The sequence below is a fragment of the Antrihabitans cavernicola genome (assembly GCF_008297975.1).
In the GTDB taxonomy this organism is placed as follows: Bacteria; Actinomycetota; Actinomycetes; order Mycobacteriales; family Mycobacteriaceae; genus Antrihabitans; species Antrihabitans cavernicola.
In genome coordinates this window covers 55,516-75,623 of the sequence record NZ_VLNY01000008.1, presented here as the reverse complement: position 1 = coordinate 75,623, position 20,108 = coordinate 55,516, and the positions used below count along the sequence as shown (strand labels likewise).

Here is a 20,108-nt window from a genome sequence, read left to right as displayed (position 1 = left end):
TTGCTGTAGATCCGATGCCCGATTCATCTTCCCTGCCGCACTCCAGAGTCTTAGCCTGACTAAAGAGTGTTTGCACGGAAGGGGTCACGTCGATGCCAGCCAAGACGCATGCGCCGCTCACATCCGATCAACGGAATTCGTTTGCCGCCGCCTATCTCGGTTGGGCAATGGATGCGTTCGACTATTTTCTCGTTGTCCTGATCTATGCCGATATCGCAAAGGATTTCGGAGTATCGCTGCCGCGGATGACCCTGATCACGACGATGACTCTGATCATGCGTCCGGTCGGGGCGTTCATCTTCGGGTTGTGGGCGGATCGGGTCGGCAGACGCATCCCGCTGATGACCGACGTCGTGTTCTACAGCATCGTCGGATTTCTCTGCGCCTTCGCGCCCAACTTCACCGTCCTGATCATCCTGCGCATGCTCTACGGCCTCGGCATGGGCGGAGAATGGGGACTCGGCGCCGCGCTGGCGATGGAGAAGATCCCCGCGGAGCGACGCGGCTTCTTCTCCGGGCTGCTGCAGAGCGGCTACTCGATGGGATACCTGCTCGCGTCGCTCGCGTTCCTCGTCGTCAACACCTGGTGGGGCCTGAGCTGGCGCTGGATGTTCGCGCTGTCCATCGTCCCCGCGCTGATCAGCCTGATCATCCGCTCGCGGGTCGAGGAGTCCGAGGTCTGGAAGTCGGCGAAGGAGCGGGTCAAGCTCACCGAGACGAGCGTCCGAACCATCTTCTCCAACCCCACCATCTGGCGTCGCTTCGTCTTCCTCATCCTGTTGATGACGGCGTTCAACTGGATGAGCCACGGCACGCAGGACGTGTATCCCACCTTCCTCAAGGAGGCCGGCGACGGCGGGCTGGGGCTGGCTAAGAGCACCGCGACGTGGGTGGCCGTGATCTACAACATCGGCGCGATCATCGGCGGCATCATCGCGGGTGGGATGTCCGAGAAGTACGGGCGCAAAACGTTGATCATCGGTTGCGCCATCATCGCCTTGCCGATCGTTCCGTTGTTCGCCTATTCGACGGCGCTGGGCATGGTGATTCTCGGGTCGTTCCTGATGCAGGTGATGGTGCAGGGCGCGTGGGGCATCATTCCCGCACACCTCACCGAATTGTCTCCCGACGAGATCCGCGGGTTCTATCCCGGCGTCACGTATCAACTCGGCAATTGCCTTGCGGCCTTCAACCTTCCGATCCAGGAATCGCTCGCCCAATCGCACGGCTACCCGTTCGCGCTCGCCGCGACCATCATCCCAGTCTTGATCTGTGTGATCGTGCTGACCGCATTCGGCAAGGAACGCAAAGGAATCCAATTCGGGACGCAGGACACTGCGCTGGCGGCCGCACCGACGTGACGGTCACACCGCGCGCGGCTCGCCGAGAGTGAAGGTCATCGTCTCCACCAACATCCCGAGGTGCTTGCCGGAGCGCAGCCAGGTGGGCAGCGAGGTGTCGGCGCTGACGCCGACGTCGATCAATGCCGCTCGCCCTCTGCCACGAGCATTCATCTTCGAGGCCTTGACCTCGCCGCTCGGAAATTGCTGCAGCACAGTGAAAGCGGATATGAGGGGGATCGCTGGACCGAAGGCTCGCGGCTTCGCTTCCACGTGCCACGCCGTTCCTGCGGCGCTGTCTGCCGTCATCGTCGAACCGGATTCGATGGATCCACCGAACTGCGCCAGCGTCTTCGGCATCGCCCAGTTGGTCCGTCCGCCGACCAAACTGGCAGGCGAGTCGACGGCCATGAACGTGACCGATGCGCGAATCCCCAGGCCCTGCCGAAAGCCGACCGCCCCGAACACCTCGTCGTAGGTTCCGACCGGCGTGTCCTGATACCGCACTACGCCACCGGTCACGTTCAACGCTGACACATCGTCGCGAAGCCCGGACGGCAGCGCTGCAGTGGCGGCTTTGCCGCCCAACGTATTCCACACCAGTGCCGAACAGGTCACCGTCCACGGTGCCGGAGCGTCGTTGGCGGGCAGTGTGTCGACCAGCGCCTGATCCAGCATGGTTTCGACGACACCGGCGACGCCGGTCAGTTCGTCACGCGCTGTGGTCATGGGTCGTCCTTACGTCGGTGAGTGGAAATATCGGGAGCCGCAGAGCGCCCACCGCATGTGCGGGGACCACCGGCGCTATCGGTGGAATCGGCGACACCCGCGCGTACGGCGCGCCGATAGACGGCCGAGAGTCGTGCTCGCCTTTGTTGGGCCACAGCGAAATTGCCCGCTCGGCCTGCGCGCTGATGGTGAGCGACGGGTTGACGCCCAGGTTCGCGGAGATAGTCGAACCGTCGATCACGTGCAATCCGTCGTAGCCGAAGAGCCGATGGTACGGATCGACGACGCCGGTATCGGGAGAGTCACCGATGGCGCAGCCACCGATGAAGTGTCCGGTCACCGGGATGTTCGCGAGGTCGTTCCAGGCTCCCATCGGGTTGCCGTCGATCTTGGCGGCAAGCCTGCGCGCGACATCGTGGCCCACTGGAATCCATTCCGGATTCGGTTCGCCGACACCCTGTTTGGTGGTCATCTTCTTCCCGAACAGTCCACGCTTGGTGAACGTGGTGATCGAGTTGTCCGCGGATTGCATCACCAGCAGCCCGATCGTGCGCTCGGACCAATGCCGAGGATTGTGCATACGCGGCAGTTCCCGCCAGTTTCGTCGCATCTCGCGCAGCCCGAGCGCCCACCGCCGCTTGCCTGTTTCGGCATCGACCAACACCGTGGTCAGGAGGCCCATCGCGTTGCTGTCCTTGCCGTAGCGCACCGGCTCGATATGCGTGTGGTCGTCGGGATGAATCGACGACGTGATTGCCACCCCACGGGTGAAGTCGCTGCCGGCGTTGCGAGATTTGACGGCAAGCACGGCCTCGGAGTTGGTGCGGCTCAGCAGACCGAGTCGTGGCGAGATGTCAGGCAGTGAACCCTTGTCGCGGAGCCGGTGCAGCAGGCGCTGGGTACCGAGGGATGCCGCGGCGAACACCACCTGCTCGGCTGTGTAGACGACGCGGTCCTTGCGCCCCCAACGACCGGTTCGGACCGTATGTATCTCGTAGCCGCCGCCGGCCAGGGCACGGACATCGACGACGGTGGTCAGCGGATGCACCTGTGCACCAGCCTGTTCCGCGAGGTACAGATAGTTCTTCACCAAGGTGTTCTTCGCATTGTGCCTGCAGCCCGACATGCACTCGCCGCAGTGTGTGCACGATCGCCGGGCCGGGCCTGCGCCGCCGAAGTAGGGATCAGGCGCATCCGTTCCGGGTTTCACACCGTCCGCTCCGAAGAACACGCCGACCGGAGTACGACGATACGTACCTTCGATGCCCAGGTCGCGAGCCACCTCGAGCATGACCCGATCCGCCGGGGTGGTCGCTGGATTGGTGGTCACGCCGAGCATCCTTTTGGCCTGGTCGTAGTGCGGGGCCAATTCGTCTCGCCAGTTGGTGATGTGCGCCCACTGTTTGTCCCGGTAGAACGACTCCGGCGGTTCGTACAGCGTGTTGGCGTAGACGAGAGACCCGCCACCGACACCTGATCCGCTCATGACGAAGGTGTTCTTCAGCAAAGTCAGCCGCTGAATTCCGAAGCATCCCAACCTCGGTGCCCACAGATACTCACGCAGATGCCAGGAGTTCTTCGCGAACTCGCTGTCCGCGAATCGCCGTCCGCTCTCCAGAACACCTATCCGATAACCTTTTTCGGTCAGGCGCAACGCGCTGACGCTGCCGCCGAATCCCGAGCCGACTACTACGACGTCGTAGTCGAACGAGGTCACCGTAGCGCTCCCCGGTGCTCGTGCTTGGAATGGATCGCGAAGTCGCCGAGATCGGGCTTGCGGGTTCGGCGACGATAGGACGTCACAGTGCCTGGCCAGTTGTTCGGAATCCGGCCTGCCGCGTCGCGATACCAACTCGAGCAGAGCGTCCACACGGATTTGCCCAGCCGCCTTTGTATTTCGGCGTCGAACCGCTCTTCTACGTCGGCTTTGACATCGATATACGTGCCCGGCCGTTCGGCCAACTCCTTTACCAACTCGGCGATGTAGCGCGCCTGCGACTCCAGCATGTAGACGATCGACCCGACACCCAGATTGGTGTTGGGGCCGTACATCACGAACATGTTGGGGAATTTGGGGACCGTCATTCCGAGATAGGCGCGCGCTCCGCCACGCCACTCGTCCGCCAATGCCGCGCCGTCCGTCCCGACGATCGTCATCGGCGCGAGAAACTCGTTGGTCTTGAAGCCGGTGCTGTAGACGATCACGTCAGCCTCGTGCACAGTCCCGTCGGCGGTGCGGACACCCGTCGGCGTGATTTCAGCTATCGACTCAGTGATCACCGCAGCGTTGGGTTGAGCCAACGCTGGGAAGTAGTCGTTGGAGAACAGCGCGCGTTTGCAGCCCGGCGCATAGTCGGGAGTGAGCGCCTCGCGCAGAGCCGGATCGGTCACCTGCTTGTGCAGATGATGAGTCGCCGCTCGTGCCACCAGCGGCCTGATGGCAGGGACATCGACGAGGCCCAGCGACATCATTTCGCAAAATCCCCAGATCGCGAACCGCTCGAACAACCGGGTCGGCGGAACCATCCGGAACATGGCGTGGTGCCACGGCTTGTATTCGACATCCGGCTTGGGCACCACCCACGCGGCGGAACGCTGAAACAATGTCAGTTGCTCGACGTCCGGCTGAATCGCAGGCACCAACTGGATCGCACTGGCACCGGTCCCGATGACGGCGACCCGCTTGCCGGTGAGATCGACGCTGTGGTCCCACTCGGCGGAGTGAAACGACGCTCCGGCGAACGACTCGACGCCCGGGATATTCGGCATGGCCGGTCGCGACAGTTGCCCGACGGCGTTGACCAACACGTCCGCGTGATGCTCGACGCCGTCAGCGGTATAGACGCGCCAATGCGCAGCGCCCGCGTCGAACTCGGCGCTGGTCACCTCCGTCCCGAATCGAATCTTCGGAGTCACGCCACGCTTGCCCGAGACGTCCTTCAGGTACTGGAGGATATCGGGCTGCATCGAAAACCGCTTGGGCCACACCGGGTTCGGCTCATAGGAGAACGAGTACAGCGGCGACGGAATGTCGCAGCCCGCGCCCGGATACGTGTTCTCGCGCCATACACCGCCAACCGACTCACCCTTCTCGAGGATGGTGAATCGGTCGAAGCCGGACCGCTGCAATTGCAGCGCCATCGCGAGACCACCGAATCCCGCGCCGATGATGATGACGGAAGGCTGTGCTGACGACATGACGCCAGGCTATTCCTGTCTGCGGCCACGACGGAAGGTACGTTCGGACAGAAAATTGAGATATTCGGCCAGAACGGGAAGACTCTGACCATGCCGGAAGTTGCGATGCCCGCGGTGCGGAACTGGAACTTCCCGCGCGGCATCGCGAGCATCGCACTGCTCGTCGAGTTCGGCGCAGCCGAGGGAGTGCCCGCGGAAGATCTATTGAGCGCGTCCGGCCTCGCTATCGACGATCTCACCGATCCCGCCCTGCAGGTGACCGCCCAGCAGGAACTGGTCGTCGTCCGCAACCTGACGCGAGCGTTGGGCGAGCGACCATCGCTCGGACTCGACGTCGGCTGCAGGTACAACGTGACGACGTTCGGAATCTTCGGCTTCGCATGCTTGAGCAGTCCAACGCTGCGTGACGCCATCGCACTCGCACTCCGTTACCTGGATCTGAGCTTCGCCTTCTGCACGCCGACAGTCGAACTTGCGTCCGACGAGATCCGGATGGAGTTGCACGACCGTTCCGTACCCGAGGATGTCCGCGATTTCTTGGTGGACCGCGATCTCGCGGCGATCGTCACCGTCATGAACGATCTGCTGGGTTCACCGATTCTGTTGCATCGCATGATGTTTCGCCAGAGCGCGCCACCGTCGACGATCCGCTACGAAGAATTGTTCGGCAGCACACCGACCTTCGACGCGGCGTCGAACATCAGCACGTTCGATATCGCCTATCTCGATCGACCACTGAGACAGGGCAATCGCAACACGGTCGCGCTGTGCGAAGCGCAGTGTCGTGAACTGGTGGCTCGGCGGCGAAAGCGATCGGGTATCGCCGGATCGGTTCGTGACGAGTTGACACGGATCGGCGACGCCACGGTCGATATGGACAGTGTCGCAGCGGAACTGGGCATGAGCAGTCGCACCATGCGCAGACGACTCGATGACGCGGGCACCAGCTTTCGCGCCCTGCGCGACGAGGTGCTGGCGACGCTGGCGGTAGAGATGCTCGACACGGGTGTGCTGTCGGTCGAAGACGTCGCAGTTCGGCTCGGCTATGCGGAATCGTCCAGCTTCATCTACGCGTTCAAGCGCTGGTTCGGCGAGACACCGTTGGCTCGCCACCGTGCGGCCGATAGCCGTCAGACCAGCTCGCGGTAGGCGGTGTCCGCGCCGATCGCGGCTGCGGCGGGAAGTTCCGTCAAGCGCGCGCTCAAATACTGCTCGATCAGCTCGAATGCCTCACCGCCGAGAGGCAGGCGCAGTGGTGGGTCGGCCAGATCGACGGCGTCGACGATGGCTTGCGCGGCCCGGTGCGGGTCACCGGGCTGGCTGCCGTGCGACGCCTCGAATGCAGCACGGGCAGGCCCGATGACGTCATCGTAGTCGTCCATCGGCGTTCCCCAGTGCAGCGACTTTCCGCCGAAATCCGTTCGGAACGGCCCAGCTTCGGTGATCACCACCTTGATGCCGAGGTGCGCTGTCTCGGCGGCCAATGCCTCGGACATGCCCTCCAACGCGAACTTCGATCCCACGTACGCGCTGCCGCCCGCCCCGGGAACCACACCGTTCAACGAGGACATCTGCACGATGCATCCGTCGCGCCTGCGGCGCATACCGGGCAGAACCGCGCGTGCGACGTTCATCGCTCCGAACACGTTGGTATCGAACTGCGTCCGCAATTCCGCGTCGCCGATTTCCTCGTACGCACCGAGCAGGGCATAACCTGCGTTGTTGACCAGTACGTCGATGCGGCCGAAGTCGTGTTCGGCCGCCGCCACTGCCGCTTCGATGGACGCGCGATCGGTAACGTCGAGCCGATACGTCCCGACCCCGTCGAGGTCGGCCAGGCCGGCGAGGGCGGTGACATCACGCGCGGTGGCTGCGACCGAATCACCGCGGGCGACAACGGTTTCGGCAAGTGCGCGGCCGAGGCCCGAGCTGCTGCCGGTAATCAACCAAACGCGATCAGTCATGAGTACTGCTCCAGTGTCGTAACGTGAAATCGAGGGCATCGAGGTCGCGCTGCCACGACGTCGCCAGCCCGCGTGGATGGCCGAATCCGCCCGAGGCCTCGAGAGCGGCAAAGCCGTGAAAGAAGCTGCGCAGCAACCGGACTGCATCGGTGAGATCCGGCTCTGTCAATCCGTAGCCGTGAAAGAGCGCGTAGGTGGTGTCGAGAATTCGCCGATACGCCGGTGACGATTCCGCCGTCGTGGCGTCGAGTTGCATCTGCGTCGCGGCGTAGCGACCGGGATGGTGAACGGCGAATTCCCGGTACGCGTCGGCGAATGCGACCAACGCATCCTTGCCGGATCGTCCCGCCACCGCCGCACCGATCCGGTCGGCGAAATCCTGGGCGGCGGACAACGCCACCTGCACGCGCAGATCATGCAGATTCTTGATGTGCGAGTAGATGCTGGCGTCCTTGATACCGAATCCGCGCGCCAGCGCCGCGATGGTGACGTTGTCGAATCCGATGCGATCCGCAAGGTCACCGGCAGCGGTCACCAATTTGATCTGAGTCAGTCCAGCCCGTGCCACGGGAATGCCCTTCCTAATATCCCTAGTTTTTACCCTAGGGTAATTAGGTTAAGCTGGCAACCGAGTTTCCGATCAGCGTCCGAGAGCCGTGAGGACTGCGCGCGCTTGATGGTCGGCTCCGAGTTGGTTGGGGTGGAACGGAACCGCAGGCCCAGGCGGATCGCTGGAGAACGGAACGAGTCCTTCGACCCAGCGCACGCCGGGTGCCTGACAGGCGTCGTGTCCGATGCTGGTGCTGTACGTATCGACGTAATTCGCGCCCGCGGTTGCCGCGGCACTCCGCATCACGCCATCGAGTTCGACCAGCTTCTGGCCGATCCAGGTGATGTCGCCGTCGGTGATGGGGATCGTCGCAAAGCAGCCGCGCTGGGTCGGCACGCCGTCGAGATATCCGACCAGCTCGATCTTCGCTTTCGGCGATCGAGCCCGTATCCCGGCGATCACGTCGACGATCTTGGCTTCGGTCTCGCGGGTCTTCACCGAAATCGTGTCGACTCCGCCCTTGAAGAAACGGTCCTTGCACGGCGTCCCGACGTCGACGTTGCTGGTGCACCCCATGATCGCGTCGGCCAAGCCCACATCGTTGCCGCCGATGCCGACAGTCACCAAATCGGTTGTCGGAGTGAGTCGATCGAACTGCGCCGGATTCACACCGGCGAGCAATCCACCTACCTGCGAAATCTGCTGCGGCGACGTCATGTCAGCGGTGGTCGCACCTCCGCACGTCGCATCACGAAACACTGCGACCCCGAGAGCCGCCGCAACCTGCTTCGGGTAGTTCGCGTTGCTCTGCGCGCAGGCAATAGGCGTGAATCGCGTGGTCGCGTTCAACACCGACACATCGGCCGACCACGAGTCGCCCAGCGCGACGTACTCGCTGTACGCGGGTGCTGCCGACGCTTGCGTGCCGAATCCACCCGCGGCGGCGGCAGCCAGGACAAGGGCGCCGATCGATCGTGCGCGCACGCCGATCAAGGAACCCGACGGTCCTGCGGACCCGGCTGGCGGGGCAGCGCGTCCGGATCGGACAGATCGCGGAAGGTGAACCAGAAACCGAACACCGCGACCACCAGGGCGATCGCGTAGCCGATGATCGAGAACCAGCCCGCATGTTGGTACGCCGTGACCGCCACGATCGCCATGGCCGCAAAAACCATGAACATGCCGATGATGGGCGTCCTCGACGGGAATTCCTTGGTTGAATCAGTAGCCATGCAGCTCACCCTCTTATAGAAAGCCTCACCATCGACGCTACTCCGCAAGCGGCTTTCTGAGCGTATGTTTCAGGACCTTGCCGCTGGCGTTGCGGGGCAGCTCGGCAACGACGACGAGGTCCTTCGGGTGCTTGTAGCGAGCCAGGTTGTCGTTCAGAAACGGCGTCAGTTCGTCGAGCGTGACGTCGTCGTCACCCGCCAATGCGATGACCGCGACGGGCACCTCGCCCCACTTGTCGTCGGGTCGCCCGATCACCGCGGCCTCGCGAATCTTCGGATGCGCGTAGAGAACGTTCTCCACCTCGGCGCAGTAGATGTTCTCGCCGCCGGAGATGATCATGTCCTTCTTGCGATCGACGACGTAGATGAAGCCTTCCTCGTCCTGGCGCACGAGATCACCGGAATGGAACCACCCGCCGTGGAACGCATCCGCCGTCTCGGCAGGCTTGTTCCAGTACTCCTGCATCATCGTCGGACCCCGGTAGACGATCTCGCCGACCTCACCTTGGGCAACGTCGTTCATCTCGTCGTCGACGATGCGGGTTGCGATGGTCGGAATCGGCTTGCCGACCGATCCGATCTTGCGCAATGCGTCCTTGCCCTCCAGCACGCAGGTGATGGGCGACATCTCGGTTTGCCCAAACACCGCGATGTTGGTCGCGTCCGGGAACGTGTCGGACATCGCGCGCAGCACGGTATCGGACGCGGGTGCCGCGCCCCAACTGATCACGCGCAGCGCCAGATCGCGCTCTCGCACACCGGGTTCGGCGCAGACAGCCTGCCACTGCACCGGCACCAGAACGCGGAGGTGGCCCGTTCACGTTCCCATGCGTCCAGCAGCTCAGCGGCATTGAAGGCGCCGAGCGGGTGAATCACCGTGAGCGTCCCGACCACCAGGTTGGCCGCGATGCCACCGAGTCCGGCGATGTGGAACAGCGGCGCCGTCACGAAAACAACGTCGCCGGCTGGAATCTGTTGCGCGTGAATGATCGTCAGCGCTTGGCCGTTCATGTTGCCGTAGGACAGCACCGCACCCTTCGGCCGCCCCGTCGTGCCCGAGGTGTACATGATGAGCGCAGGGGAATCTTCGCGCACGTCGATTTCAGGGTGCGGATCGCCCTGTTCGGCGATCAGGTCGCCGTAGCTCAGGTTGCCGTCGTCGGCCGTGTCGCCGAGCACGATGACCGTGTCCAGTGCTGTTGCCTGCTGCCGCACAGCCGCGATCAGCGGGGCCAACGCGGGCTCGGTCAGGACCGTGGTTGCACCACTGTCGGCGACGATGTACGCCAGCTCCGGCGGTGTGAGCCGAAAGTTGACGGGAACCGCAATCGCACCGATTGTGTTGATACCCAACACCGCTTCGATGTATTCGGCGTGGTTCAGCAGCACGATCAGCACTCGGTCGCCGGCACTCACACCGCGCCGGGCAAGCGCATCACCGAGTGCCTCGGACCGATCGTGGAGCTGTTGCCACGAGGTGTCCTGACCGACGAATCGCAACGCTGGATCGGTCGGCTTGGTCTGCGCATGAATCGCAACCTGGTTGTTCCAGGTATTGCGTCGGGATCGCATCGGCTGGCCGAGCAGTTCACTCATACCGATACCGTAACCGGCGTCACAGTCCGGCGATCTAGCGACCGATGCTGCTGCAGCCCGGTTGCGCAGGTTGACCGTTCAGGCGCTGCGCCAGCCAGGCGATGGCGCCCGGCCGCGCGGTGTTTCCGATGGTCGTGTGGTCGCCTGGCGTCTCTTCGAGCCGGACGGACGCACCCTTGGCGCACCACTCGTCGTACACGGCTTCCGCACCTTCCTTCGGGATCCACACGTCTTGGATGCCTTGGTAGATGAAGATCGGCGCCTTCGGAGCTGCACCGCCCATGCGGTTTTCGGCGATGACCTTCTGCACGATGGGGTTGGTGAACGAGTTCGGACTCTCCGACAGTTGCTCCTGCGACAACATGAAGATGCCTGCGTAGGACAGCACGTCGGCGCATTGGTCCTTCTGCAGCAGGCCGTAGCGGCGTCCGTTGTCGTTGTTGAACTGACCCAACTCCGGGTACTCGCGGGTGAGCCCGGCGGTCGCGGCCAGGTACAAGCCAGATCCGATATGTCCGTTGAGCGAGCTGTGCAGCAGGTTGTAGTCGGTGGGTGCCCCACCGAACGCGACGCCGACGATGTTCAGTTCCGGCGCGTACGTCGGGGCCAACTGGGCAGCCCAACCGGAGGCGATCGCGCCACCCGAATACCCGGTGATCCCGACTGGCGACGACTTCGACAGCCCCAACTCGGCGTGGTTCTCGGCGGCGCGCACCGAATCGAGGACGGTGTGCCCGGAAACCAGCCCGGCCGAGTATGCCTGCCGCGGACCTTCGTAGTCGGTGACGACGACGGCGAAGTTGCGGGCCACCAAGTCGCTGATCGAGTCCATCTCGCCTGCGGTGCCGCGCGGCAGCGTGTACGACGGCGCACAGGTGTTGCCGAGCGAGTCGATGGCGATGTTGTACGACGCGATCGGTCGCGGACCGGCACCGGTCCATGGCGCGGTCGGGACGATGACGCTGGTGGCGGCCGCGATCGGACGGTTCTTGGAATCGGTGGAGCGGAATAGCAGCTGCGTCGTGGTCGCCGGTGTGGCGATGCGTGGCACCGTGACCGAGCGGGTGTTCAGAACTGTCCCAGGAGCCAGGTTCTCGAAGCCCGCGGGCGGGTCGAACCATGGATCACCCAGCGGCGTCGGCAGATACGCAGCGGGATCGTGGCTGGGGTTGATCAGATCGGAGATCGGATCCGCCTGCGCCGTCAATCCCGAACCGACCACCAGGGCCGCGGCGAACGCGATGACCGCACATGCCGAACGACTTTTCATATCCAACTTCCCGCCAGAACGCCCCGAGCGTGCACCCCAGTTAAACACGGCGCAACGGAGTGCCGAGCCCGGGTTGCGAAGACTACGATTCCCGAGCTTGCAGCGCGGCAGGGCGCGCATAGCATTACGCGCGCACGCTCGACCATTGGGCGGCCGCGCTGCAGCGTCGACGAGCCGAGGCGATCGACATTGCCTACGAAGCCACCTACGACACCTACATGAAATACATGACCGGGTGTGCCGAGTTCTTCCGCAACGGCTACATCGACATCATGCAGTTCAGCCTCGCCCGATAACCGAACAGGTGACACACGTCAGAAGCGGAACTGGCGAATACTGTTGGTTTGCCCACCGGACTGTCAGTTCGATCTCGATAGCTCAGCCTGCAACTCCGCCGGGCAGCGACCTCGTCGAGGACCGACAGTGGTCACGTCACCGGTGACACCACGTTGTGGTCGGTTCCGCGGGTAGCCGTGCGCCCGGTGGACGGCATATAGCCGAGCGCGTGCGAGACGCTGTCGGTGGTGGCGAGCAGGTCGGGCAGCAAGGCCTCGAGTGCGGCGATGTCGTGTTGCGGTTTGAGTGCGGTGATGCTGATCGCGCCGGCGACGTCGCCGGCGTAGTCGTAGACCGGTGCTGCGATGCAGTTGGAGATGTCTTCGTACTCGCCGTCGTCGTACGCCCAGCCGGTACGGCGGGTCTCGGCGAGGCGGGCGTCGTATGCTGTGCGGCTGGTGAGCGTGTTGTCGGTGTAATGCTGGAAGCCGCTGCGGTCGAGGATGCGGGCGCGTATCTCGTCGCTGGAGTTCGCCAGAATGGCTTTGGCCACGCCAGCGGTGTGGACGACGACGTGCCCACCGATGCGGGTGTCGAGGTGGATCGAGTCGGCGGGCTCGATCTTGTCGACGTAAACGATGTGGTCGTCCTGGACTACTGCGAATTGGATTGTGTGTCCGACCTTTTCGCTGAGTTCCTCGATGTGGTCGTGCACCACTGTGCGTAGGTCGAATTGGCGCAGGGCGGATTCGGCGAGTGCGGCGAGGCGAAATCCGACGCCGTAGCGGCCGTGCTGGTTCTTGCGGACGAATCCGCAGGGTTCGAGGGTTTGCAGCAGGCGAAGGGCGGTCGTGCGGTGGACCCCGCACATGTCGCTGATCTCGCGAAGGGTGCGGGGCTTGACGCTGCAGAACTCGAGGATGTCGATGGCGCGCTGGACTGTTTGGGCCATAGGGCTGGGCGTCCCTTCGTGTGCGCAATCACCGCGTCGTGTGCGGTATATGCACAGGTTAGCGTGTCGGTGAAAGGTCGAGTGTGCGTCTGATCGCGGCGGTGATGTCAGCGGGATCGCCGCCGACGTCGACCGTGATGTGTGGCTCGTCGGGATTCGGCGGTTCGAGGGTGGCGAGCTGTGATAAAAGCAGTGACGCGGGCATGAAGTGATCCAGTCGGGACCGCAGTCGCCGTTCGATGAGCACTCTGTCACCCTGCAGGTGCACGAACACGACCCCTGGCCGGTATATCCGGTCGCGGGCGCGGCGGGTGAGCGCCGAGCAGGTCAGCACGAGCGGGCTCGTGGCACTGCCGATGCGTTGCGCGATCAGGTCGAGCCAGGGGTCTCGGTCGGCGTCGGTCAACGCGATCCCGGCCGACATCTTCGCGATGTTGGTCGGGGGGTGCAGATCGTCGCCCTCGACGAGCTGCCAGCCGATGCTGCCTGCGAGGAGCGCCGCGATGGTGGACTTACCGGTGCCGGACACACCCATGATGACGAGAACCGTTGCAGGAGTATAATCTTCGTGGCCGATCATGAACGTTCCGTGGTGACGCCGACCCGTAACAGGGCGTTGCCGAAGCGGCGGATGTCGCCGGTAACGACGACGAGTGCGACGTCGTCACCGGTGGCGAGTTGATAGAACTGTTCGCGCTCGACCATCTCGATAGGCACGCCGGTGAGGAGTTCGGCGGTGGCTCGTTGCACGAGGCAAGGCTCGGCGTCGGGCGACGGTCGCATCCGGACGAGTTGCTCGATCGCCACGGTGTCGCGAACGGCGGCGACGACATCGGGGACGGTGGGCAGGCCGGGGCGCAGGCCGAGGTGGACCACGTGGGCGTGGCTGCCGATCCGAGTGGAGGATGCCCAGTGCGCGTCGCTGACGAGGACCCTGCCACCGTGCCCGGTGCGGGCGAGGTGGTCGACGATGTCGGGGTGGATTATGGTGCCGGTGATCATGGGGAACTCCTGGATCGGGGTCAGTGGAAGTACTGGCCGCCGTTGATGTCGGTGATAGTGCCGGTGACGTACGCGGACAGGTCCGAGGCGAGCCACAGTGCGGGTCCCGCGACGTCGTCGGGGTTGCCGGCGCGACCTGCCGGAATGGTGTCGATGGTGGCGGCTTTGGACGAGGCGGTGGTGAACGTGTCGTGGAACGGCGTCGCTTCGATGAATCCCGGTGCCAGTGCGTTCACCGTGATGTGTTGCGGGGCAAGTTCTTTCGCCAGTGATCGAGTGAAGCCGAAGATCGCGGCCTTCGCCGTGGCGTAGGCGAGCGCACCGGGATGGCCGCCGGTGTGCCCGGCCAGGGACGCGACGTTGATGATGCGACCGGTACCCGGGCGCAGGTGCGGCAGCACGTAGTGGCTGAAGAGGAAGGTGCTGTCGAGGTTGACTTGCAGGATGGTGTGCCACAGGTCGAGATCGAGGTCGGCGAGGCCGGCACGCTGAACGAGGCCGCCGACGTTGTTGACCAGAATATCCAGGCCACCGAATTCGCCGGCCACGTTGTCCGCTGTTGCCCGGACTTGCGTCGGGTCGGTCGCATCGACGGCGAATGCGAGTGGGGGATGCCCACCGGCGGCGACGATGGCGTCATGGAAAGTCGAGTCGGGTTCGTGCGTACGGTAGGTGACGGCTACGCGCGCGCCGGCTTCGGCGAAGTGTTGCGCGATCGAGCGTCCGATGCCGACGCCGCCGCCGGTGATGAGGGCAGTACGGCCGGTCAGTGTGGTGGTCATGGCTGGGTTGCTCCTTGTGTTGTGAGGGTGGCGTCGCCTTCGGGGCGGCGCGAGGCATACAGGTAGCCGATGATCGCGGTCGTGATCAGGCAGGCAGCGAGAAACGTGAGGGCGATCGGGTTGCTGCCCGTGGTGTCTTTGATCAGCCCCACGATGTACGGGGCGACGAAGCCTCCGATGTTGCCCAACGAGTTGACCAGTCCGAGGCCTGCGGCTGCCGCGGCGCCGGCGAATACCGCCGACGGGATCGACAGGAACGGTGCTATGGCGGAGTAGATGCCGATCGCGGCGACGCACAACATGATCAGCGCCAGCACCGGGCTGAGCGAGAACAGATAGGCGGCGCCGAGCAGGCCGACCGCGGCGGTGGTCAGGCTGATCGCAGCGTGCAGCGCTCGTTTGCCGGTTCGGTCCGCCCGACGGCTCCAGTAGTAGACACAGGGCACAGCGGCGGCGTAGGGAATCATCACCAGCCAGCCCAGCGTCGTGTTGCTGTAATCGCCCAAACCCTTCACGATCGTCGGCAGCCACAACCCCAATCCGTAAATACCGCACACCATTCCGAAGTTCAACGCACCGTAGACCCAGGCGCGGCGATCCTTGAGTCCGGCAAGGAACGGATGGTGTGCGGTCGACGCTTTGGCAGCGTTCTCGGCGTCCATCGTGGCGGTCAACCAGATCCGCTGGTCGTCGGCGAGCCAGCGTGCGTGTGCCGGCCGGTCGGTCAGCAGGAACGGCACGAGTGCGCCGAGCACGATCGCGGGCACGCCTTCGACGAGGAACATCCACTGCCAACCCTGCAGGCCCCAGGTGCCGTCGAGATCGAGCAACACACCCGACATCGGCGAACCGAGTGCGTTCGCCACCGGTTGTGCCATCACGAAGATGCCGAGTACCGAGACACGTTGCGCGGCAGGGAACCACAACGTGAAGTAGAACAGCACAGCAGGAAAGAAGCCGGCCTCCGCGGCACCGAGCAGGAATCGAATGATATAGAACGACATCTCGTTGTGCACCAACGTCATCGCGGTCGCCATGATGCCCCAGCTGATCAGGATCCGCGCGATCCATTTACGCGCTCCGAACCGGTACATCCCGGCGTTGCTGGGAATTTCCATCAGCACGTAGCCGATGAAAAAGATGCCTGCGCCGAGCCCGTACGCGGCGTCGGACAGCCCCAGATCGGACTCCATCGCCGACCGGGCGAATCCGACGTTGTTGCGGTCGATGTAGGCGATCAGGTACAGGAGCACGATCAACGGCAGGATTCGCCATCGCACCTGCCGCATCGTCGCGGTTTCCAATTCGTCGCGGGGCGACACTCCTAGCGTTTTGATTGCCTGCTTCATTCGGGACTCTCCTCGTTGGGCACGACCGCGCGTCGAATGGACTCGATGCGCTGCATGCCAAACTGTAGCGTTAATCACACTAGGTGTGCAATAGTTGCACACATTGGTCGAAACTATTCGGCCCAATGTCCGACCGTCGGGTGCGTTTCGCAAGCCCCTCGAAATCTCGATCACCTGAGATGCAGAATCCGCCGTATCTGCTTCGGCGTGGGAAGTGTTGGTGCGCATTGGCTTTCCGGGTGCGACAGCAACGGGGCGACGTGTTTCACGACTTCGAGCAGCAATGGCTGGTCGATCACACTGCGGTGCCTCGTTAATCGCTCACACCACCGGCTGTATCACCAGTCCAGCGCACGCCCGGGCCGCCCACCCCTCGGAAACTGTCGCCACCGAACTACATGGACGCAAACCGTCGGGCCTAGATCATGTCCTTCGAATCGAGCCATCGCAGCGTCGGCCAGCCGCAGAACACTGGCAACCAGCAGGTCAGGACGCGATAGAGCAGAACCGACGGCACCGCGATACTGGCAGGCAAACCGAATGCGGCGAGTCCACCGATCAAAGCGGCCTCGACAGCGCCCACGCCGCCGGGCGTCGGCGCCGCGGACGCCAGCGTCCCACCGATCATCGTGACCACCGTGACGGTGATGAACGTGGTGCCGCCACCGAATGCTTCCACGCTGACCCACAACGCCAGCGCGGCGCCGAGAGTGGTTGCACCGCAACCGAGAACGATGATCGCGAACCGCTTGGGATCACGCATGAGATCGCCGAGTTCGCTCAGAACCTCGGCCACCTGCGGGCGCACCGAATCGCGCAGCCACCGTCGTAGCTTCGGCACGAACATGAAGGTGCCCAGCACGCCGAGGACCGCGCCCGCGATCAGATAGATGACGGTGGGATCGGGCACGAAGTGCGAGAGGTCCGCCGAGGTGCCCGCCGCGACGCTGAAGATGAGTAGCAACCCCACGTGGGTGATCACCTGCACGGCTTGCTGCAGGGCGACGGCGGCCGTCGCGCGGACGGTCCCGAGCCCGCCCTTCTGCAGGAACCGCACACTCAATGCCAGTCCACCGACACCCGCCGGCGTCGTTGTCGCCGCAAAAGTGTTGGCCACCTGCATGATCACCAGATTGTGAAATTTCACGAGACCCTGTGCGCACGCCCAGAGCGCCGCAGCCGCACCGACGTACGTGAGCGCCGAGACGCCGAGTCCGGCCAGTGCCCACCACCAGTTCGCGGTCCGCAGCTCGGTGAAGAAGGTGGGAACCGAACTGATGAACGGGTACGCCACATAGACCAGTGCGATCAGCAGCACCAGCTGGATGATCTGGTTGCGGCTGAATCTGGTGACCTGTTCCGACTTGATTTCCTCGGCACCGGTCTGCCGCAGCACCTCTTCGCGCGCCGACTTCATGACCGCGGCGGCATCGTGCACGGACCTCCGAATACGCGACGGCATAGCGGATTTGGTGAGTCGACCCGATGCGTCGACAACGGCATCTTTGCCCATCGCCGCGATAGCGGCTCGGACAGCGCGCTCTTCGCCGAACTTGGCGGTGGTGGTCATCAGCAGTTGCGCGATGTCCGATTGCAACTGAGCGTCGGATGCGCCGAGCTCTGCATTGGTGAAACCGCCGAACAGCGCTCTGCCGTTTTCGATTCGGATTTCGGTGCCGCGCAGATCTCCGTAGGAAATCTGGTTGGCGTGCAACGTCTCCAGCGAATCCCAGACACCCGCCAACACACCGTCGTCGGTGGACGCGTCGAACGTGGTCCCGCACAGTGCGCTGTGCGCGTAGATCTCCCAGCCTCGCGACAACGCCGACACCGCCACCGGCTTGCTGCACCCGACGCCCAGATCGTTGATCGCGATGCCCATCAAGGCGCGATGCTCGACCGCCCTACGCATCGATACATGCAGCGGCGCACTTTCACTGTTACGGAAGGTAAGCCAGCGCCAGAATTGCCGCAGGGCACCACCGCTGCGTTGATTCTGGCCGTACAACTCGACGATCAGGTCGGACTCGGGGCGCTCCGTCGTCGCCGACAGGATCAGCGGTCGAGCGCCTGCGGGATGCAGCACGCGTAAACCAGTCACGACGTGACCGCGTTTCGCGAGCAAGCGCACCGCCGCCTCCAGCGGCACCTCCAGCGCCGGAGTGCCGACGAGGAGCACGAGGATCGCCCCGACCAGCCAGCCCACCGCCAGTCCCAGCAGCGAACGGGCGGGCACCACGGTGCTGACGAACAGGTGGATCGGCACGAAAGCCAACAGCAATGTCCACCACCAGCGCCGCCACTTCACCGGCAGCCACGGACCCGACACGGTGAGCACAGCGGCGAGCATCGCGATCCAGCGCGAATCGTCGAGGAATTGCGAGAGGAAGGTGTCGAGGCGCTGGGAGGTGTCGAGATGCCAATCCGGGGTGGAGATTCCAGTACCGGTGATGGAGAGGGCAAGGCCCGCAATGAGACCCGCGGCGGCGTAACCCGCCAGCAGCTTCCACTGCCTGCTCACGATCAGCTCGATCAGAATCGCGAAGGGGAGCGCCAGAATTGCGATGCCGTAGATCAGGTACACCGCATTCGATTGATCCGGGCTGAGCACACCGACGATGTCGGAAACCGAATTCTCCAGCGCCTGCCACTGATTACGCGTGATCAGCGAACCCGCGATCACGGTCGCTACGACAATTGCCGCAATTACGACGCGGACGATGTCGGTGGTCCGTCGAATCAACGGCTGCAGCAGCCGGCCGGTAACCGGAATCTCCCGCCCGTCAACTCGCATGTCGCAATGGCTCTTTCGGTCGATGTAGAGCTGCGTCCACCGTCGGCTCTGAGTCAACCTATCGTGCGAGCGACCGAATATGCCGGATTGTCACCGGACTGGGTCCGAGCGGTAGGTCAGGCGGTGACCGAACGCACGCTGTACAACTCGCGAGCCTGCGCGGGCGTCAACGTCTCCGCCTCGACCGGCGGCTTGCCGAAATAGTGCTGCGCCAGCACGGCATGAGTCATCGGCAACACCGCCTTGATGATCGCGAGTTCGATCCGCGGACTGGTCGTCACCGCCACGACCGGTCGTACCGCGGGGACGACAGCCCGGTCCAGCAACCGAGTTTGGTCGAAGTCGCCGAGCTGACGCATCCACTTCGGCAGCGACGCGATGGTCGCAGGAGCGATCAGCCGACTCAATCCCCACAGTGGCAGTCCGCCACTGCTGTACGGAGTCCGCAACAGGTAATGCATTGCCTCGACTGCCCTTTCGGAGGAACACAGTCGGGGGCGGGTTGCGGCGAAGTAGTCGCGCACCTGGTCGCGGGATTTCGGAATGTCTGCCGCCTTGCACGTCTGCAGCTCGGCCGCCATGGCCGACTCGGTCCAGTACCGAGCCTCGTCCGCCGCGCTCAGCTTGCCGGGTCCGTACATCTCGTAGCACTTGAGTACCGAGTGCCAGCCGGTGACATGGATCCACAGTTGCGAGGCCGGATCGTTTGCACTGTAACGCTTTCCGCTGATCGGCTCGATTCCGGTCGCCTTCGCGTGTACCCGCAGCAGCGTTTCCGATGCTTCGATCGCCGCCCGACTGTCACCGACAGCGGCGAGCAAGAAGTACGACAGCGTGCCGTCCAGTCGACCGCGGGGATCGGTGTAGATCCCGCGCTCGTCGGCGACCGCTGCGGTGAGGAACGGATCGAAATGCTCGAGCACCACGGACCGCTGAAACCCGATCAGCGCAGTGGGATTGGTCCACACCTTCCACGTCGGCGAATCGGGGCCGAAGAAGCCGAAGTCGTTTCGGCGTCGGTGCGGATCGAACAGCCAGCCGCCCTTGGCAATTGCGTGTGCTTCACCCATGATC

At 63.9% G+C, this 20,108-nt stretch carries 17 protein-coding genes and 2 pseudogenes; 3 read left to right on the top strand and 16 right to left on the bottom strand.

Annotation, left to right across the window (positions count from 1 at the left end):
* The first annotated feature begins 92 nt into the window (after nt 1-92).
* The gene (locus tag FOY51_RS17405) at nt 93-1,361 is read left to right on the top strand and encodes an MFS transporter (protein WP_149431530.1); all 1,269 of its coding nucleotides are present in this window, start codon (nt 93-95) and stop codon (nt 1,359-1,361) included.
* A 3-nt stretch (nt 1,362-1,364) separates the two neighbouring features.
* Here FOY51_RS17405 and FOY51_RS17400 read toward each other — a convergent pair whose 3' ends face one another.
* Genes FOY51_RS17400 through FOY51_RS17390 form a run of 3 tightly spaced genes read right to left on the bottom strand, consistent with a single transcriptional unit; the run spans nt 1,365 to nt 5,267 of the window.
* Nucleotides 1,365-2,069 carry an acetoacetate decarboxylase family protein gene (locus FOY51_RS17400; protein ID WP_149431529.1) on the bottom strand — a complete coding sequence of 235 codons (705 nt, stop codon included), beginning with the start codon at nt 2,067-2,069 and terminating at the stop codon, nt 1,365-1,367.
* Nucleotides 2,053-3,786 (bottom strand): GMC family oxidoreductase, encoded by a 1,734-nt coding sequence (locus FOY51_RS17395; protein WP_149431528.1) that lies wholly within the window; start codon nt 3,784-3,786, stop codon nt 2,053-2,055. Before FOY51_RS17395 ends, FOY51_RS17400 begins: the two co-directional genes overlap by 17 nt.
* On the bottom strand, nt 3,783-5,267 hold the full coding sequence (locus tag FOY51_RS17390; RefSeq protein ID WP_149431527.1) for a flavin-containing monooxygenase: 1,485 nt from the start codon (nt 5,265-5,267) through the stop codon (nt 3,783-3,785). The genes FOY51_RS17395 and FOY51_RS17390 overlap by 4 nt, the downstream gene beginning before the upstream one ends.
* Nucleotides 5,268-5,357: 90 nt before the next feature.
* Here FOY51_RS17390 and FOY51_RS17385 point away from each other — a divergent pair, with 90 nt between their 5' ends.
* Nucleotides 5,358-6,416: an AraC family transcriptional regulator gene (locus FOY51_RS17385; protein WP_149431526.1), complete on the top strand. Its 1,059-nt coding sequence runs from the start codon at nt 5,358-5,360 to the stop codon at nt 6,414-6,416.
* On the opposite strand, the gene FOY51_RS17380 is transcribed toward FOY51_RS17385, so the two are convergent.
* From FOY51_RS17380 to FOY51_RS17355, 6 genes and pseudogenes are all read right to left on the bottom strand, one after another.
* The gene (locus FOY51_RS17380; protein WP_149431525.1) at nt 6,398-7,231 is read right to left on the bottom strand and encodes an oxidoreductase; all 834 of its coding nucleotides are present in this window, start codon (nt 7,229-7,231) and stop codon (nt 6,398-6,400) included. The genes FOY51_RS17385 and FOY51_RS17380 overlap by 19 nt on opposite strands.
* Complete coding sequence (locus tag FOY51_RS17375; RefSeq protein WP_149431524.1) at nt 7,224-7,799, bottom strand: TetR/AcrR family transcriptional regulator; 576 nt, start codon at nt 7,797-7,799, stop codon at nt 7,224-7,226. The genes FOY51_RS17380 and FOY51_RS17375 overlap by 8 nt, the downstream gene beginning before the upstream one ends.
* Nucleotides 7,800-7,871: 72 nt before the next feature.
* The gene (locus tag FOY51_RS17370) at nt 7,872-8,765 is read right to left on the bottom strand and encodes an SGNH/GDSL hydrolase family protein (protein WP_187776368.1); all 894 of its coding nucleotides are present in this window, start codon (nt 8,763-8,765) and stop codon (nt 7,872-7,874) included.
* Nucleotides 8,766-8,770: 5 nt separating this feature from the next.
* Complete coding sequence (locus FOY51_RS17365) at nt 8,771-9,013, bottom strand: hypothetical protein (protein WP_149431522.1); 243 nt, start codon at nt 9,011-9,013, stop codon at nt 8,771-8,773.
* Between the two features lie 37 nt (nt 9,014-9,050).
* A pseudogene (gene fadD5 / locus FOY51_RS17360) lies at nt 9,051-10,609 on the bottom strand (fatty-acid--CoA ligase FadD5).
* Nucleotides 10,610-10,643: 34 nt separating this feature from the next.
* On the bottom strand, nt 10,644-11,879 hold the full coding sequence (locus FOY51_RS17355) for a lipase family protein (RefSeq protein WP_149431521.1): 1,236 nt from the start codon (nt 11,877-11,879) through the stop codon (nt 10,644-10,646).
* 122 nt (nt 11,880-12,001) lie between these two features.
* Between FOY51_RS17355 and FOY51_RS17350 the strand changes: the two are divergent.
* Nucleotides 12,002-12,175 (top strand): annotated as a pseudogene (locus FOY51_RS17350) (class I SAM-dependent methyltransferase); the annotation flags it as partial.
* Between the two features lie 131 nt (nt 12,176-12,306).
* Here FOY51_RS17350 and FOY51_RS17345 read toward each other — a convergent pair.
* From FOY51_RS17345 to FOY51_RS17315, 7 genes are all read right to left on the bottom strand, one after another.
* Nucleotides 12,307-13,107: an IclR family transcriptional regulator gene (locus FOY51_RS17345; protein ID WP_149431520.1), complete on the bottom strand. Its 801-nt coding sequence runs from the start codon at nt 13,105-13,107 to the stop codon at nt 12,307-12,309.
* Nucleotides 13,108-13,165: 58 nt separating this feature from the next.
* Nucleotides 13,166-13,687: a gluconokinase gene (locus FOY51_RS17340; protein WP_149431519.1), complete on the bottom strand. Its 522-nt coding sequence runs from the start codon at nt 13,685-13,687 to the stop codon at nt 13,166-13,168.
* On the bottom strand, nt 13,684-14,109 hold the full coding sequence (locus tag FOY51_RS17335) for an RbsD/FucU domain-containing protein (RefSeq protein ID WP_149431518.1): 426 nt from the start codon (nt 14,107-14,109) through the stop codon (nt 13,684-13,686). The genes FOY51_RS17340 and FOY51_RS17335 overlap by 4 nt, the downstream gene beginning before the upstream one ends.
* 20 nt (nt 14,110-14,129) lie before the next feature.
* Nucleotides 14,130-14,891, bottom strand: coding sequence for an SDR family NAD(P)-dependent oxidoreductase (locus FOY51_RS17330; RefSeq protein WP_149431517.1), 762 nt, complete (start codon nt 14,889-14,891; stop codon nt 14,130-14,132).
* Complete coding sequence (locus FOY51_RS17325) at nt 14,888-16,240, bottom strand: MFS transporter (protein WP_149431516.1); 1,353 nt, start codon at nt 16,238-16,240, stop codon at nt 14,888-14,890. Before FOY51_RS17325 ends, FOY51_RS17330 begins: the two co-directional genes overlap by 4 nt.
* Before the next feature lie 418 nt (nt 16,241-16,658).
* Nucleotides 16,659-19,034 carry a lysylphosphatidylglycerol synthase transmembrane domain-containing protein gene (locus FOY51_RS17320; protein WP_149431515.1) on the bottom strand — a complete coding sequence of 792 codons (2,376 nt, stop codon included), beginning with the start codon at nt 19,032-19,034 and terminating at the stop codon, nt 16,659-16,661.
* A gap of 116 nt (nt 19,035-19,150) precedes the next feature.
* Nucleotides 19,151-20,104 carry an oxygenase MpaB family protein gene (locus FOY51_RS17315; protein WP_149431514.1) on the bottom strand — a complete coding sequence of 318 codons (954 nt, stop codon included), beginning with the start codon at nt 20,102-20,104 and terminating at the stop codon, nt 19,151-19,153.
* Nucleotides 20,105-20,108: the final 4 nt, after the last annotated feature.

What these genes read in the sequence shown, in the direction of transcription:
- FOY51_RS17325 (WP_149431516.1), bottom strand. Translation starts at nt 16,240, where the DNA reads ATGAAGCAGGCAATCAAAACGCTAGGAGTGTCGCCCCGCGACGAATTG.
- FOY51_RS17400 (WP_149431529.1), bottom strand. Translation starts at nt 2,069, where the DNA reads ATGACCACAGCGCGTGACGAACTGACCGGCGTCGCCGGTGTCGTCGAA.
- FOY51_RS17320 (WP_149431515.1), bottom strand. Translation starts at nt 19,034, where the DNA reads ATGCGAGTTGACGGGCGGGAGATTCCGGTTACCGGCCGGCTGCTGCAG.
- FOY51_RS17340 (WP_149431519.1), bottom strand. Translation starts at nt 13,687, where the DNA reads ATGATCGGCCACGAAGATTATACTCCTGCAACGGTTCTCGTCATCATG.
- FOY51_RS17345 (WP_149431520.1), bottom strand. Translation starts at nt 13,107, where the DNA reads ATGGCCCAAACAGTCCAGCGCGCCATCGACATCCTCGAGTTCTGCAGC.
- FOY51_RS17365 (WP_149431522.1), bottom strand. Translation starts at nt 9,013, where the DNA reads ATGGCTACTGATTCAACCAAGGAATTCCCGTCGAGGACGCCCATCATC.
- FOY51_RS17355 (WP_149431521.1), bottom strand. Translation starts at nt 11,879, where the DNA reads ATGAAAAGTCGTTCGGCATGTGCGGTCATCGCGTTCGCCGCGGCCCTG.
- FOY51_RS17385 (WP_149431526.1), top strand. Translation starts at nt 5,358, where the DNA reads ATGCCGGAAGTTGCGATGCCCGCGGTGCGGAACTGGAACTTCCCGCGC.
- FOY51_RS17335 (WP_149431518.1), bottom strand. Translation starts at nt 14,109, where the DNA reads ATGATCACCGGCACCATAATCCACCCCGACATCGTCGACCACCTCGCC.
- FOY51_RS17330 (WP_149431517.1), bottom strand. Translation starts at nt 14,891, where the DNA reads ATGACCACCACACTGACCGGCCGTACTGCCCTCATCACCGGCGGCGGC.
- FOY51_RS17405 (WP_149431530.1), top strand. Translation starts at nt 93, where the DNA reads ATGCCAGCCAAGACGCATGCGCCGCTCACATCCGATCAACGGAATTCG.
- FOY51_RS17315 (WP_149431514.1), bottom strand. Translation starts at nt 20,104, where the DNA reads ATGGGTGAAGCACACGCAATTGCCAAGGGCGGCTGGCTGTTCGATCCG.
- FOY51_RS17380 (WP_149431525.1), bottom strand. Translation starts at nt 7,231, where the DNA reads ATGACTGATCGCGTTTGGTTGATTACCGGCAGCAGCTCGGGCCTCGGC.
- FOY51_RS17390 (WP_149431527.1), bottom strand. Translation starts at nt 5,267, where the DNA reads ATGTCGTCAGCACAGCCTTCCGTCATCATCATCGGCGCGGGATTCGGT.